This window comes from Kocuria sp. CPCC 205297, assembly GCF_040981035.1.
Taxonomy (GTDB): domain Bacteria; phylum Actinomycetota; class Actinomycetes; order Actinomycetales; family Micrococcaceae; genus Kocuria; species Kocuria marina.
In genome coordinates this window covers 1-14700 of the sequence record NZ_JAVKPY010000002.1, presented here as the reverse complement: position 1 = coordinate 14700, position 14700 = coordinate 1, and the positions used below count along the sequence as shown (strand labels likewise).

Genomic DNA, 14700 nt, shown 5'->3' with positions numbered 1-14700 from the left:
CATTGAGCACAGCCCCGCCCGCGCGGATCGTTCCCGCCCCGGCGGCGGGGTGATCACCGAGCCGGCATCTCAGGGTCGAGCTCCCTCGTCGTGGAAGAGAGACATCATCATGGGTTCCACCCCATTCCGTGGCCGCCCCACGGTGGCCGCCACTATCGCCGTCGCCACCGCCTTGCTGGGCGGGGCGACCGCCCCGGCCTTCGCCCGCTGGGAGGCCACCCCGGTCCCTGCCCATACCCAGACCGAGACTCTCCAGCCCGAGCCCACCTCCCCGACCGCCTACGAGTTCGGCGAGACCCTGGCCGGCCTCGAAGGCGAGGAACTGGAGATCACTTTCCTGGCCGAGATCATCGGCCACCACCAGGGCGCCATCGAGATGGCCGAACTGGAGCTGGAGCGCGGCACCAGTCCCGACATCCGCACGCATGCGGAGAACATCGTCGCCGACCAGCAGCACCAGATCGAGCAGTTCACCCGGTGGCTGGATCAGTGGTACGGACTGACCCCGGACGAAGCCAAGGCCCAGGCCCCGGAGGAGGCCCGCCAGGAGATGGCGACCATGGAGGAGGAGATGCAGATGATGCACGAGGAATTGCTGGCGGTGGAAGCCGGTGAAGGCTTCGACGTCGCCTTCGTGCAGAAGATGATTCCGCACCACTCCAGCGGAATCATCGAGTTCCTCGAGCCCCAGGCCCGGGCACCGCACGCCGAACTGCGGGTGGCCTCCACCGCCGGGATCACCACTCAGCAGGCTCAGGTCGCCGACTTCCGCACCTGGCTCGCCGGCCACGGCTGAGGCCCGGTCCCGGGCCCCGCGCGCCGGGGGCCCACGGGCATCCGGCGCGTGGGAATCAGTGGTCACCGGCCCGGAGGGGCCCCACGCATTCGGGTGGGGCCCCTCCGGGCCGGTGACCTGCGGTGGCTCAGGCTGACTGCGGGAAGGACTCGTGCCTGGTGGTGGGGGGCCACCCAACAGCAGGTGCTAGTGCGGTGACCGGGTAGGTCGGCGGTGTTTCAGGCCGCCGCGGTGGTGTGGTGGCCCCAGCGGTGGCCCCTTGATGGCGCTCAGGTGAAACTCCCCGCGGCGTACGATCCGCTGCAACCGCTGGCCCTCCGCCGGCGTCAACCGACGCACCTTCACACGTTCAGCCATGCCACCAGTCCAAACCCGGCCGACCCAACCGGTCAACGCACTAGCTCTGGAGCTGCTGGAGCAAGCCGTCCATTTCCTGGATCTCGGCTTCCTGGTCATCGATCACTTTCTGGGCCATCGCGATGGCCTGCGAGTTCTGCCCATTGGTGACCTCTTCCTTGGCCATGTCGATGGCCCCGCGGTGGTGTTCGGTCATCTGGGTCAAAAACAGCTCGGCGGCCTCATCCCCTTCGGCGGCCTGGAGCTGATCCATGTCTTTCTCGGTCATCATGCCCTCCATGCCCGAACCGGAGTCGGAGTCGTGACCCATGGACTCGTGGCCCATGTCCCCGGCCGCCGCTGAGGTGGGCTCACCCCAGGTCTGGAGCATCTGTTCCAGGCGGTCGATCTCCGGGCCCTGGGCGGCGACGATCTTGTTGGCCAGCTCCTGGATTTGCGGATCCACGTTGTCCTTGGCCAGCATCATCTCGCTCATCTGCACGGCCTGCTGGTGGTGGGGGATCATCATCTGGGCGAACATCGTGTCGGCGTCGTTGTGCTCCTCCGAGATTTCCTGGGCGGAGGAGGAGCCAGAGGGGGCGGTCGTGCCGGTGGTCTCGGTGCTTCCGGCACCTGCCGCTGCAGACGTAGCGGCCTCGGAGGCCGCCCCGGTGTTCTCCTCGCCGTTGGTGCCGCAGCCGGCCAGGGCCAGAGCCGAGGCCAGGGCGAGGGTGATGAGGGTGGTGGAACGCTTCACAGTGTGTCCTTCTCTTGTTGTTGAGGGGTTGGGGAAAGGGTGGCTCAGGAGGTGGGGACGGTCGCGGGTTGTTCGGCGGGCCGGCGGTCCTCGGTGCTGGTGGTGGACAGGTGGGCGGGGTCCAGGTCGAGCCGGCGCAGCAGCTGGGCGTTGAGTGCCACCACGATGGTGGAGACCGACATCAGCACCGCCCCCACGGCCGGGGACAGTACGATCCCGACCGGGGCGAGCACACCGGCGGCCAGGGGCACCGCGATGACGTTGTAGCCGGTGGCCCAGGCCAGGTTCTGGATCATCTTCCGGTAGCTGGCCCGGGACAGCTCGATCATGGACAGTACCGAGCGGGGGTCGTTGCCGGCCAGCACCACCCCGGCGGACTCCATGGCCACGTCGGTGCCAGCGCCGATGGCGATCCCGACCTCGGCCCGGGCCAGGGCGGGGGCGTCGTTGACCCCGTCGCCGACCATCGCCACCGTCATCCCGCGGGACTGCAGCTCGGTGACCTTGGTGTCCTTGTCCTGGGGCAGGACCTCGGCGAAGACCTCGTCGATGCCCAGATCCGCCCCGACCGCCTCGGCGACCTGCCGGGCGTCGCCGGTGATCATCGCGACCTTCACCCCGCGCTCCTGCAGCGCCGCCACGGCGGCGCGGGACTCGGGGCGCACCTTGTCCTCCAAAGCCAGGGCGCCGATGATCCGCCCGTCCCGGACGACGTGGAGCACACCGGCGCCGCGGTTGGTCCACTCGGTCACGGTGGCGCGTAGCGGAGCGGGCGTGTCGAGAGCCAACTCGCGCAGCATGTTCGGCCCGCCCACGACGATCTCGGCCCCGTCGACGGTGGCCTTCACACCGCGGCCGGCGGCCGCGGTGAAGCCGGTGCCGCGCAGGCCCAGCCGTTGTGCTTCGGCGCTGCGGGCGGCGGCGGTCACGATCGCCCGGGCCACGGGGTGCTCGCTGTCGGCCTCGGCGGCCGCCGCCACGGCGAGCAGCTCGGCCTCGGAGGTGCCGGGCACCGGCGTAGCACCGGTAACGGCGTGCGCGCCCTCGGTCAGCGTGCCGGTCTTGTCGAAGAGCACCACGTCGATGGTGCGCATCCGCTCCAGGGCCATCCGGTCCTTGATCAGCACCCCGGCCTTCGCGGCGCGCTCGGTGGAGATCGCGATCACCAACGGGATGGCCAGGCCCAGGGCGTGGGGGCAGGCGATCACGAGCACCGTGACGGTACGGACCACGGCGTCGTCGGGGCTGCCCAGCAGGGTCCAGGTGATGGCGGTGAGCACGCCGGCGGCCAGGGCGAACCAGAACAGCCACGCGGCGGCCCGGTCGGCCAGGGCCTGGGCGCGGGAGGAGGAGGCCTGGGCGTCGGCGACCATCCGCTGGATCCCGGCCAGGGCCGTGTTCTCGCCCACCGCGTCGACGCGGACCCGGACCGCGTTGTCGGTGGCCACGGTCCCCGCCACCACCGTCTCCCCGGGCCCCCGGGAGACGGGCTGGGACTCGCCGGTGATCATGGACTCGTCGAACTCCGCGGCGCCGTCGACGATCTGCCCGTCGGCCGGAACCCGAGCCCCGGATCGGACCAGGACCACATCCCCGATCGCCAGCTCGGCGATCGGCACGGTGATGGTCTCGCCGTTCACGATCTTCTCGGCCTCGTCGGGCAGCAGTTCCGCCAAGGCGTCCAGGGCGGAGGAGGCCGCCCCCAGCGCCCGCATCTCCATCCAGTGCCCCAGCAGCATGATCACCACCAGCAGCGCCAGCTCCCACCAGAAGTCCAGCTCGAATCCGCCGATCCCCAGGGTGGTCACCCAGGAGGCCACGAACGCGACCGTGATGGCCATGCTGATCAGCAGCATCATCCCCGGCTGCCGGCTCTTGAGCTCGGTGAGTCCGCCCTTGAGGAACGGCATCCCGCCGTAGAAGTAGATGACCGTGCCCAGCACCGGAGCGATCCAAGCCGACCCGGGGAACTCGGGGATGTGGTAGCCCAGCAGGTGCCCGACCATGGGGCTGAACACCACCACCGGGACCGCCAGCACCAAGGAGAACCAGAACTTGTTCTTGAACATCGCCGTGGAGTGCCCGGCATGTTCGCCGTGGGTGTGGACGGTGTGGTCCTCGTCGAGGGCGGAGTGGGCGTGCCCGTGCGGCATGGCCTGCCCGTGGGTATCGGCATCGCCGTGCTGCCCGTGACCGGCGTGGCCGCTGTGGTCCATGGGTTGCACGGCGTCGGGGTCGGCGTGCGGGTGGCCGTGGTCATGATGCGGGGTGCTCATGATGCTCCTTCCGCGAAGATGGTTGGCTGGTCGGTACGGCGGTGGGGTTACTCAGGCCGCGACGACGGCGTAACCGGCCGCCTCGACCGCGGCCTGCACGGCCTCCGGGGTTGCCATACCGCTCACAGTCACAGTGGAGAGGCCACCGGCCACCAGGTCGATGCGCACATCGGTCACACCCTCCAGGGCGGTGATCTCCTCGGTGACGCTGGTCGCGCAGTGGCCGCAGGTCATGCCCTCCACCTGATACGTGGCGGACGTGCCGGCCGAGGGGGCCGCTTCGGCGGCGGGAGCCGTCTGGTCGGAGGCCGGGGTGCAGCAGGCGCAGCCGGTGGAGGCCATCGGCAGCGGCTGAGGGGTCTCGGGGGTCATCTGGAGTTCCTTCGCTCGGGTTATGCGATACCGCAGGGACCCAAGGGATCCCTACCGCTCTAGGGTATATACCCCATGGGGGTATAAAGCAAGTGGGTCATCCGGTGACCTCTGCTGCCGGGGAACCCACGCGGTGACAGGTGGGCAGCTCCATGGTGAACACCGCGCCGTGTCCGGGTCCGGGGGAGGTGGCGGTCAGGGTGCCGCCGTGGGCTTCGACCAGTGCTTTGGAGATGGTCAGGCCGATCCCGGAGCCGCCGTGGTCGCGGTCGCGGGCGGTGTCCCCGCGGTAGAAGCGTTCGAAGACGTGGGACAGGTGTTCGGCGCTGATGCCATCACCGGTGTCGGCCACGTGGATGGCGATCTGCCCGGGACCCTGCCGGGCCGCCCTCAGGATCACCTTTCCGCCCAGCGGGGTGTGGCGCAGGGCGTTGGTGAGCAGGTTGCCCAGTACCTGGCCCATCCGTTGCCGGTCCACGTCCACGGTCCCGGCCGACTCGTCGACGTCGAGCTCCAGGGCTACGCCCTTGGCGGCGTAGCCCTCCCGGTGGGCCTCCACGGCACTCCGGAGGAGCTCACCGACGGGCTGCTCGGTGCGGTCCAGGTCGATCCGGCCCTCCTCGGCGCGGGAGACGTCGTTGATGTCGTCCACCAGACGGGTCAGTCGGGCCAGTTGCTCGCTCATGAGCTCACTGGTGGTCTCATCCCAGTGGGTGACCCCGTCCTGGAGGGCCTCGCAGTAGACGGTGAGCACCGCGATGGGGGTGCGCATCTCATGGGCCAGGTCTGAGAGCATTCGCCGGCGGGTGTCCTCGGTGCTCCGCAGACGGGCGGCCATGGTGTTGAACGAGGAGGCAAGGGCCTCGACCTCCGCCCCGGCGCCCATCGCCGGGACCCGGGTGTCGTAGCGGCCGTGGGCCATGCCCTGGGCCGCCTCGGTCAATCGTTCCAACGGCCCCCGGATACGACGGGAGCACCAGGCGCTGACCACCAGGGCGCAGACCAGGGCGGTGCCCAGGGCCACGCCCAGGGTGATGAGGTTGGTGTCGCGGTAGGCCTGCTCCACGTGCAGCAATTCCGGGGAGTTCTCCGGGTGCCCGGCCATGATCAGGTGCTCGTGGAAGATCGCCGGGCCGGCCAGGGAGGCCACCACGACCGCGGCGAGCAGGCTGGCGGCCACCACCAGCAGCTGGGCGAGCAGGAACCGGGAGACCAGCCCCCGGGGGCGTCGGGTCATCGGGCCCCCATCCGGTAGCCGACCCCGCGCACCGTGTCGATATGGGCGGTCGGTTCCTCGCCCAGCTTGCGGCGCAGGTGGCCGATGTGCACGTCCACGATCCGCTCGTCGCCCACCCAAGCCGGGTCCCACACGATGTCGATGAGCTGACGACGGGAGAACGCCTGGTGTGGGCGGGCCGACAGGGCCGCCAGCAGGTCGAACTCGGTGCGGGTGAGCGCCACCGGATCGCCGCCCACCCGCACCTCGTGGGCGGTCAGGTCGATGACGAGGTCCCCGAACACCCGCGCCGGTTCGGCCGGGGCCACGGTGGGGCGGGGCCGGCGCAGCACCGCGGCCACCCGGGCGACGAGCTCGCGCACGCTGAAGGGCTTGGTGATGTAGTCATCGGCCCCGGCGGCCAGCCCGGCCAGCTTGTCCTCCTCGTCCCCGCGGGCGGTGAGCATCAGCACGTAGCACTCCGAGAAGGCCCGCAGCCGCCGGCACACCTCGACCCCGTCCAGCCCCGGCAGCCCCAGATCCAGGACCACGACGTCCGGGTGCTCCGTGCGGGCGGTCTCGAGGGCGGCGGGGCCGGTGTGCGCCTGGGCGACGGCGTAGCCGGCGCGGGACAGGTAGGTGGCGACCATCTGCGCCAGAGGCTTTTCGTCGTCGACCACCAGCACGCGCTCGGCTGAGGACGCATCCCTGTCTGCGGAGATCACCATGATCCCAGTGTGTCCCGCCGTCCCGACGTAGAAGCCACTCGGGGGCCGGATGGTCCGCAATCTTCGCCAAACCTTCAAGGAATCTGGGCTCCCGCCTGCCGGTGGCCTGCCAGAATGGTTCTCAACCCCCGCATTTTCTGGTGACCCGACAAGGAATCATGGACACCCTTTCCCGTAGAAGTCTGCTCGTCGCCGGATTCGGCCTGCTCGGCTCCGGCGCCCTGGCGGCCTGTTCCTCACCTGCCCCGTCCCTCCCAGCAGGGGTGGGGGCCGGGACGGCCTCCGCCGGAGCCGGTCAGCGCCTCGTGGACACGGCGCTCACCGCCCGGCCGGTCACGCTCGATCTGGGCGGATCGACGGTGGCGACGTGGGCCTACGGCGACAGTCTCCCCGGTCCGCTCATCCGCGCCACGGCCGGGGACCGGCTGCGCATCCGGGTCGAGAATCGCCTGCCGGCGGACACCACCGTGCACTGGCACGGCATCGCCCTGGCCAATGGCGCCGATGGGGTGCCCGGGGTGACCCAGGATCCGATCGCCGCCGAGGCGACCTACACCTACGACTTCACCGCCCCGGACCCGGGGACCTACTTCTACCACCCGCACGTCGGGGTGCAGCTGGACCGCGGTCTGTACGCCCCGCTGATCATCGACGACCCGCAAGAACCCGGCGCCTACGACCACGAGTGGATCCTCGTCCTCGACGACTGGGTCGACGGCACCGGCCGTACCCCCGATGAGGTCCTGGCCGCCCTGACCTCCTCCCGGGACAACGGCGGGATGCCCGGGATGGACCACGGCAACATGGGCGGGATGGAGGGCATGGACATGTCCTCCGGCTCCTCGGAGGGCATGGCTGGGATGGACCACGGGGCGATAAGCGCCGGGGACTCCCCGTACGGCGATGACGCCGGGGACGTGTCCTACCCGCACTACCTGGTCAACGGGCGGGTTCCCGCGGACCCGGAGGTGCTCACGGCGAAGCCGGGCCAGAAAGTGCGGTTGCGGATCATCAACGCCGCCGCGGACACCATCTTCACGGTCGCCCTGGGCGGGCATCGCATGACCGTCACACACACCGATGGGTTCCCGGTGCAGCCGCAGGACACCGATGCCCTCTACCTGGGCATGGGAGAACGCTACGACGCGACCGTCACCCTGGCCGAAGGGGTCTTCCCCTTCGTGGCCGTGCCGCTGGGCAAGGACGGGCAGGCCATGGCCCTGGTGCGCACCGGGGCCGGCAATCCACCGCCGTCGTCAGTACGACCGGCGGAACTGGACAGATCCGTGCTCATCGGCGCCGACCTGACACCGGCGGACAGCGCCCGGCTGGAGGCCCGGGACCCCGACGTGTCCCTGGACCTGGCCATGACCGGGCAGATGAACCCTTACGAGTGGGGATTCAAGGGGGCCCCTACGGGCAGCACGATCCTGTGCAGATCCAGGAGGGACAGCGGGTGCGGCTGACCGTGGCCAACCACACGATGATGGCCCACCCCCTGCACCTGCACGGGCACACCTTCGCGCTGCCCAACGGCCTGCGCAAGGACACCGTCCTGATCGCCCCGATGCGATCGATGGCCATCGACGTGCAGGCGGACAACCCCGGGAACTGGCTGATCCACTGCCACAACATCTACCACGCCGAAGCCGGCATGACGACCGAACTGAGATACCGCCCATGACCACCCTCTCCCGCCGCTCCCTACTCACCTTCGGCCTGGTCGCCGGCACCGGACTGGCCGTCACCGCCTGCTCACCACAGTCCGGGAACTCCACCGCCCCGGCCTCCAGCACGGGCACCGCCATCACCCACGTCCACGCCATCACCCGCGATGCGGCCGGGACGATCCTGCTGGCCACCCACGAAGGCCTGTTCCGCCTGGACGACCAGGACCTGACCCAGGTCGGCCCGGTAGTGGACCTGATGGGCTTCACCACCACCGGCGAGGGGCGCTACCTCGCCTCCGGCCACCCGGGTCTGGGCGTGGACCTGCCTGAACCGGTCGGGCTGATCGAGTCCACCGACGCCGGTGAGAGCTGGAGAGTGCTCTCGCGGGCCGGGGAATCGGACTTCCATGCCCTGGCCGCCGGCCCGAACGGGGTCATCGGTTTCGACGGGCAGCTGCGCATCAGCGCCGACGGCCGCAACTGGGACACCGCCGCCATCCCCTCCGCCCCCGCTTCTCTGGCGGTCGCCCCGGGTACGGGCACGGTGCTGGCCACCACCGAGGACGGCCTGCTGCGCTCCTCCGACAACGGCACGACGTGGACGACGGTGGACACCCCGCAGTTGATGTCCCGGGTGGCCTGGGCCGACGACGAAACGATGGTGGGCGCCGGCATCGACGGGCGCCTGCTGACCAGCCGTGACGCCGGGGACACCTGGACAGCCAGTCGGGACCCGGTCGGCGAGGTCGTAGCCCTGGGAGCAGGTCTGACCGACGGCGGGGAGGTCGAGGCGCTGCTGGTGGAGGGCCCCCGGGTGCTGCGGAGCCTGGACGGTGGAGCCACGACGGAGCAGCTGCTGTGAACACCACCGCTCGTGCCCCCAGGCACAGTCGGCGACCATTCACGCCTGACAGCGCGCCAGGCAACAAGGGAGTAGGGGGCCATCATGAGTAAGGACGACTCTACGCACCAGGACGCCACCCATGCCGCGATGCCGGCGGAGGCCGTACGTGTCCCGCGGAAACGGCTGACCGGCATCGACGCGGCGCGCGGGCTGGCGCTGATCGGGCTGACCGCCATCCATTTCCTGCCCGCCGAGAACGAACAGACCCACGAGGCGACGCTGAGCTGGACCCTGTTCTCCGGAGACTCCGCCGCCCTGTTCGCCCTGCTGGCAGGGGTGGGCCTGGCCTTCGCCACCGGTGGCCGACACCCCCGAACAGGCCGACGGATGACGGGAGCGCGGGTGGGCGTGGCGGTGCGGGCCCTGCTGATCTTCGCCCTCGGGGTGGCAATCAACTCCCTGATGCCCGAGGACCCACCGGCGTTCAACATCCTCACCTACTACGGCATCTTCTTCGTGCTGACCATCCCCTTCCTGCACCTGCCCGCCCGGACGCTGTTCCTCAGCGCAGCTGGGTTCGCGGTGGCGGCACCGGTCCTGATGCTGGAGCTGGGCGACCAGGTCCCGGAATTCTCCTCCGGCAATCCCACCGTCATCGACGTGCTCACCGACCCCGGCGCCACCCTCGCCCAATTGCTGCTCACCGGCACCTACCCGGCCCTGCCCTATCTGACCTACTTGCTGGTGGGCCTGGGCATCGGACGCCTGCACCTGCACCACGTCGAGATCCAAACCCGTCTGTTGGTGATCGGGGTGGGTCTGGCGGTCACGGCCCGGCTGGCCTCCTGGCTGGTGCTCTACATCTTCGGCGGCTATCACCAGCTCACCCACGCCGCGTCCTTGGACGAGGAGACTCTGGCCGGGATCCTGATCTGGGGCCCCGACGACGCGCTGCCCGCGGGCTCCTGGTGGTGGCTGGCCATCACCACCCCGCACACCAACATGCCCCTGGCCATCGCCTGGAGCCTGGGGGTGAGCCTGGCCGCGCTCGGGGCGTTCCTGCTACTAGCCCGCAAGGTCGGTCCGTGGCTGCTGCCCCTGTCGGCGATGGGGGCGATGACCCTGACCCTCTACTCCACCCAGCTGGTGCTGCTCTCCTTCGAGCTGCACTACGACCAGCCCCAGCTGTGGTTCCTGCTCTACCTCGTTCTGGCGGCGATCTTCGCCCTCGCCTGGAAACGCGCCTTCGGGCAAGGCCCTCTGGAACGGCTCGTCAGCACGGCCGCCAAGAAAGCCAGCACCACCGTCCTGCCTTCCTCCTCCGGCGCCGATCGAGAATGAGGACACGGTGGTCAGCCACCACATGAAGAAGCTCGTCGACCCTGGCCTGCTCACCCGTGAACAGCGGTGCGCGGCAAAACCTGGGCGGCCGACCGACCTCGTTGGGCAGGCGCTTCTCAGGCCGCGGACTACTCCGTCTTGCGACGCTCAGGGCGGCTCTGTGCTGGATGCCGAGGAAAGCACAGTTCGCAGCACTGCGGTTGGGCTCTCTTCGGAGGCGAGCAGCAGGCCGGCGTAGTGAGCGTTGCTGGCGGCGACGGTGCTGCGCCAGCGGACGGCGGTGGCCAGGTGCATGCCGGTGAGGTCGGCGAGCACGGGTGGTGGCAGCTGTTGGGACAGTGAGGTGAGTGCCCCGGTTCGCGCCGGGCTCACCAGGACACCGACTGCGGCCAGCCGGCGCACCAGAGCGGCCGCTGACAAGGGTGTCCCCGGCTGAGCGCCGGGATACAGCCAGTGGTGGTCTTGGGCAGGGGTGAACATCCGACGCGCGCTGCGATCTGCTGCGGTCTGGGTAGCGAGATCGGCCAGCGGCTCGGGCAGGAGCAGCGGTTCCTTCCCGACCGTGACTTGCAGCGCCTCCCCGGTGGAGCGGATGTCGTCCAGACGGATCCGGGTGATCTGGGCAGGGCGGAAGCCGAAGACCAGCACCAGGGCGGCGGCCAGCTTCGTCCCCGCCGTGATCGTGTCGTGGTTCAGGACGCCGTCGAGGACTCGGCGGCGCTGGTCATCGCTGAGACCTCCCACCAACAGGTACGTCCTGGGCGGTCGGGTGATCTCCAGAGGCTGGCTGCGGCCGTTGGTGTGGGCCCAGGTGAGGAAGCCGGCCACGAGGTATTTCTCGGCCCCGGTGGTGGCCCAGTGGTCCAGGTCGGCCTGGTCCAGGCTCGCCAGGGTCTTGCCCCGGTCTCGGGCCCAGGCGAGCAGGTCAAGCACGACCCGCAGCTCGTGCCGGCGGCTGGTGACCAGCGGACCGGACAGGGGCTCGGCGCGGCTTCTGAGATCGCGCAGGTGCTTCCAGGTGGCGAACTGGATAAAGGCCTGCCGCTCACCCGGATCCTCGATCAGCTGGGCGGTGGTGATGATCCACGCCTGGAAGCGGGCCAGCGGCAGGTTGCGGGCGGGCAGCAGGCCGTGCTCGACCAGCAGCGCCCGCACCGCCCGGGTCGTGTACTCGGGCCCGAGATCGTCGAGGGCCTCGTGGTCGAGCAGATCGGGGGTGGCCAACACCGTGCGCAGCAGTTCCACGGCGCGGTGGCGATGGAAGGCCGCGCGGACCGTGGCCGGGTCCCCGGCCTGGAGGGCGGTGAGCATCGTGCGGGCGGTCTCGTGGCGCTCGAGCAGCTCGGGCGGGAACAAGGTGGCGAGCTGGTCATCGGCGGTGCACCGGTCGCACAGCCCGGTCTGTCGCAGCTTGGCATGGCGGCCGCAGCGGGTGCAGTCGCGGAAGCTGACCGGGTGGCGCGGGTAGCAGTATTCGCACAGGGGCGCCCCCTCGGTTCGTCCCACGACGCGCCGGTGCCGGTGGCAGACGCTGCAGTCCTCGAGAATGTGGTGACAGCTGTGGCAGATCGGGGCGCCGGACTCGTCCCGGGTGGCGACAATCCGCTCCTGGGCGCACCGGGAGCAGGGTTGCCTGGGTTTGCGGCACCTCTCGCACACCGCGCCCGGGGTGCCGGGGAACCGGCACGGTGTAGTGCGCCCACACCGGGTGCACGTGTCCACCTGGGCTGCGAACCGGCACGGGGCGCAGACGGGTCCGGCGGGGCCGCGGTAGACGATGTGCTGGTGGGTGCCGCACTGGCTGCAGATGCCCCAGCCGTCGGGGAGGGCCTTCGCGCACCCCTGGCACAGCCGGGCCTCGTCGGGCATCCGCCGTGCGATCGGGCCCGTACGCCCACATCCGTCGCACGGTTGGGACCGCAGTGCTGTGTAGCACCGGGAGCAGCAGCGTAAACCTTCATAGACGTTGGTCAGCGACCGGTGCTGCCCGCAGTGCCCGCAGCACGCCGGCGGCAACTCGGGCGCCTGGCGGGCCAGCTGATCATAGAGGACACCGAAGAGGGCCGACCCCCGGGCAGGGGCTGCGAACCAATCCGCTCCGTAGTCGGCGATGTCCAGGGCCAAGCGCAACCGGCGCCCGGGCGAGGCGGGAAGCTGGGCGAAGACCCCCCAGGACCGCAGGATCCAGGGAGGGGATCAGGCCGTGGGCGGCCGCGACGAAGATCGCCGATGCTTGCCCGTACATGTCCCGCCAGCAGGCCCCGCAGTAGTCGGCGTCCCCGACGAAGGAGGCGAGCTGACGCTCTCGTCGGCAGCAATGACAGGTGATGGCCCTGGTACCGGCCCGCTTCTTGCACTTGGAGCAGACCCGGTGCCCGTCGAGGCGTTCGGGCAACATCCGCTCGAGACCACAGCCGGTGCAGCGCGGCAGGCGCACCGAGGTGGCACCGGCCTCGAGCAGGGCGGCGATGATGCGCTGCAGCAGGGTCGGCATCGCGTTGTCGGCCGAGGTCAACAACCCCGGATCCACGTGCAGCTGACCCAGCTGCCGGGCCCCGGAGTGGGGCCGCACGACGATGGCAGCCACGATCTCCCGGAGGCGATCGGCGGGCACACCGGCCTCCACCGTGCTGATCAGCTCGGCGATGGGCCGCCCCGGGTGCTCACTCATCGCTGGGAGGCACGATCCGGGCCCGCTTGGGCCGAGCCCCGGAGGCACGCAGCGCATCCGCCGAAGCCTCGGGCGACCCCGCATCGGTGCCGGTGCCGGTGCGAGCGGTGGCCGCGCCGAGATCGACACGGGTGATGAGGTCATTGGCCGTGCAGCCGAAGATGTCCATCAGGGCCGCTAGCACGTGCAAACTCAGCCGTTCCGGTTTCTCCGCGGCCAGCCGGTAGACCTGGCTGGCCGACAGATGGATACCCCTCGCTTCCAGTTCCGGGATGAGCTTGGTGGTGCTGAACATGCCCGCGGCCGCCATTACCTGCCGCAGCTTCCACTCATAGCCGATGACCTTCACTGTCTCTGCCCTCCCGGGTTCGTGGGCAGCACGGCCCGGATCGCGTCATGGAGCATCTTGTTCTTGAAGTCCCCACTCACGGCCGTGTAGAGCCCGGTGGTGGACTGGTAGACGTGGCCGGCCTGTTCCTGGACGAAGCGGGGGTCCACCCCGTCCTCGATCAGATGGGTCACGTAGCTGTGGCGCAGACAGTGCGGGCTCAACGCCGGATCCAAGCCGAGCTCATCGCGGTAGAACCCGAACCGGTCAGCGACGTCACGGGCCTGCAGCCGGGTCCCGCGCTCGGTCAGCCACAGCGCATTCGAGGCCGCACTGGAAGCGCTCTTCACGACTAGGGGACGGACGTTGGCGATGTAGTCGACCACGGCTTCCACCGCCCAGTCGAAGAGGGAGACGACCGAGCGGCGCTTGGGCGCACCACCCCGGGAGGCCTTTCCGAAGCGGACCTGCAGCACCCCGTAATCACCGAACTGGGCAGCGTGCGGGTTGCGGTAGAAGTCGGTGACATCCAGATGAGCGGCCTCGTTGGCGCGCAAGCCCCAGCCATAGACGACCTTCAGCAGCGTCGCATCCCGATAGGCGATCACCGCGCCCTTGCGCCCGGCATCCAGCCGGGCCGCCACCTCGGCATCGGCCTGATCGAACAACTTCTGCAGCTCATCTCGGCTCAACGGTCGGCGCCCCGGGCGCCCCTCGTAGCCCTGCAGGTGCTGGGCGGTGTTCTCCTCGTGGTAGATCTGGCTCGGGTGCCCACCGAAGCGCTCTTCGCACTCCGCGACCCACCCGTAGTGCTCCGAGCACAGGTAGGTGCAGAAAGAACGCACCGCGTACTGGTAGGAACGGATGGTCGTCGGGGCCAGCGCCCGAGTGCGGACCCGGTCCGTCATCCACTCATCGAACAACTGCGGACTCCACCGCCACGGCCACTCGCTGGTGCTGGCCTGGAACCGCCGCACCGTGGACACCACCGCGGCCACGGACCGCCGCTGAAGTCCCCGCCCACCGATCATCTGCGCCGACCACCCCTGGACCATGGCCTCGAATACGGATTCTTCCTCCTGCAGAAAGGTCACACCGGGGGCCAGCACCAAGGAGGCCGCCCCCTGCGGCACTTCGACCTTCACCATCAGAACCCCATCACCAAATGGGCGAATCATGCATCTGATGCAGAGACTATTCCGGGGCCTTCTGCATGACGAGGGGTTCACCGGATCGGACAGACACCTTGACGCCGAACGTCGGTACTGTCATCACGCGAAATCGTGCACCTAATAGTTGAGCCCCCGATAGTGGTGTAGCGCGGTGGTCTTGCTCGTCGTTGCCGACGAGAGCGCGGCCACCGTG

At 69.8% G+C, this 14700-nt stretch carries 12 protein-coding genes and 1 pseudogene; 4 read left to right on the top strand and 9 right to left on the bottom strand.

What is annotated here, in order from left to right; translation table 11 throughout:
* The first annotated feature begins 109 nt into the window (after window positions 1-109).
* A complete protein-coding gene (locus tag RF650_RS01700) occupies window positions 110-796 on the top strand; it encodes a DUF305 domain-containing protein (protein ID WP_131333816.1) in 687 nt (228 codons plus the stop codon).
* Between the two features lie 397 nt (window positions 797-1193).
* Here RF650_RS01700 and RF650_RS01695 read toward each other — a convergent pair whose 3' ends face one another.
* The 5 genes from RF650_RS01695 to RF650_RS01675 form a co-directional block, all read right to left on the bottom strand.
* A complete protein-coding gene (locus tag RF650_RS01695; RefSeq protein ID WP_131333815.1) occupies window positions 1194-1889 on the bottom strand; it encodes a DUF305 domain-containing protein in 696 nt (231 codons plus the stop codon).
* A gap of 44 nt (window positions 1890-1933) precedes the next feature.
* Complete coding sequence (locus RF650_RS01690) at window positions 1934-4165, bottom strand: copper-translocating P-type ATPase (protein WP_145008054.1); 2232 nt, start codon at window positions 4163-4165, stop codon at window positions 1934-1936.
* 51 nt (window positions 4166-4216) lie between these two features.
* The gene (locus RF650_RS01685) at window positions 4217-4537 is read right to left on the bottom strand and encodes a heavy-metal-associated domain-containing protein (protein WP_144829070.1); all 321 of its coding nucleotides are present in this window, start codon (window positions 4535-4537) and stop codon (window positions 4217-4219) included.
* Between the two features lie 97 nt (window positions 4538-4634).
* A complete protein-coding gene (locus RF650_RS01680) occupies window positions 4635-5774 on the bottom strand; it encodes a sensor histidine kinase (RefSeq protein WP_368813895.1) in 1140 nt (379 codons plus the stop codon).
* Window positions 5771-6481, bottom strand: coding sequence for a response regulator transcription factor (locus RF650_RS01675; RefSeq protein WP_131333811.1), 711 nt, complete (start codon window positions 6479-6481; stop codon window positions 5771-5773). The genes RF650_RS01680 and RF650_RS01675 overlap by 4 nt, the downstream gene beginning before the upstream one ends.
* A gap of 158 nt (window positions 6482-6639) precedes the next feature.
* Between RF650_RS01675 and RF650_RS01670 the strand changes: the two are divergent.
* The 3 genes and pseudogenes from RF650_RS01670 (at window position 6640) to RF650_RS01660 (ending at window position 10336) form a co-directional block, all read left to right on the top strand.
* Window positions 6640-8165 (top strand): annotated as a pseudogene (locus RF650_RS01670) (multicopper oxidase family protein).
* Window positions 8162-9013 (top strand): F510_1955 family glycosylhydrolase, encoded by an 852-nt coding sequence (locus RF650_RS01665; RefSeq protein ID WP_019310368.1) that lies wholly within the window; start codon window positions 8162-8164, stop codon window positions 9011-9013. The pseudogene RF650_RS01670 and the gene RF650_RS01665 overlap by 4 nt, the downstream one beginning before the upstream one ends.
* A gap of 84 nt (window positions 9014-9097) precedes the next feature.
* Window positions 9098-10336, top strand: coding sequence for a heparan-alpha-glucosaminide N-acetyltransferase domain-containing protein (locus tag RF650_RS01660; protein WP_242670533.1), 1239 nt, complete (start codon window positions 9098-9100; stop codon window positions 10334-10336).
* Window positions 10337-10483: 147 nt separating this feature from the next.
* Here RF650_RS01660 and RF650_RS01655 read toward each other — a convergent pair whose 3' ends face one another.
* The 4 genes from RF650_RS01655 to RF650_RS01640 form a co-directional block, all read right to left on the bottom strand.
* Entirely contained in the window at window positions 10484-11842 is a 1359-nt protein-coding gene (locus tag RF650_RS01655) for a hypothetical protein (protein ID WP_131333810.1), read from the bottom strand.
* Window positions 11843-12377: 535 nt separating this feature from the next.
* Window positions 12378-13007 (bottom strand): hypothetical protein, encoded by a 630-nt coding sequence (locus RF650_RS01650; RefSeq protein ID WP_098055586.1) that lies wholly within the window; start codon window positions 13005-13007, stop codon window positions 12378-12380.
* Window positions 13000-13356 (bottom strand): helix-turn-helix transcriptional regulator, encoded by a 357-nt coding sequence (locus tag RF650_RS01645; RefSeq protein ID WP_035962946.1) that lies wholly within the window; start codon window positions 13354-13356, stop codon window positions 13000-13002. The genes RF650_RS01650 and RF650_RS01645 overlap by 8 nt, the downstream gene beginning before the upstream one ends.
* Window positions 13353-14483, bottom strand: coding sequence for a tyrosine-type recombinase/integrase (locus RF650_RS01640; protein ID WP_098055584.1), 1131 nt, complete (start codon window positions 14481-14483; stop codon window positions 13353-13355). Before RF650_RS01640 ends, RF650_RS01645 begins: the two co-directional genes overlap by 4 nt.
* Between the last annotated feature and the right edge of the window lie 217 nt (window positions 14484-14700).

Excerpts from the sequence above, each read along its gene's own strand:
- RF650_RS01690 (WP_145008054.1), bottom strand. The coding sequence starts at position 4,165 with ATGAGCACCCCGCATCATGACCACGGCCACCCGCACGCCGACCCCGAC.
- RF650_RS01700 (WP_131333816.1), top strand. The coding sequence starts at position 110 with ATGGGTTCCACCCCATTCCGTGGCCGCCCCACGGTGGCCGCCACTATC.
- RF650_RS01660 (WP_242670533.1), top strand. The coding sequence starts at position 9,098 with ATGAGTAAGGACGACTCTACGCACCAGGACGCCACCCATGCCGCGATG.
- RF650_RS01685 (WP_144829070.1), bottom strand. The coding sequence starts at position 4,537 with ATGACCCCCGAGACCCCTCAGCCGCTGCCGATGGCCTCCACCGGCTGC.
- RF650_RS01675 (WP_131333811.1), bottom strand. The coding sequence starts at position 6,481 with ATGGTGATCTCCGCAGACAGGGATGCGTCCTCAGCCGAGCGCGTGCTG.
- RF650_RS01665 (WP_019310368.1), top strand. The coding sequence starts at position 8,162 with ATGACCACCCTCTCCCGCCGCTCCCTACTCACCTTCGGCCTGGTCGCC.
- RF650_RS01640 (WP_098055584.1), bottom strand. The coding sequence starts at position 14,483 with ATGGTGAAGGTCGAAGTGCCGCAGGGGGCGGCCTCCTTGGTGCTGGCC.
- RF650_RS01650 (WP_098055586.1), bottom strand. The coding sequence starts at position 13,007 with ATGAGTGAGCACCCGGGGCGGCCCATCGCCGAGCTGATCAGCACGGTG.
- RF650_RS01680 (WP_368813895.1), bottom strand. The coding sequence starts at position 5,774 with ATGACCCGACGCCCCCGGGGGCTGGTCTCCCGGTTCCTGCTCGCCCAG.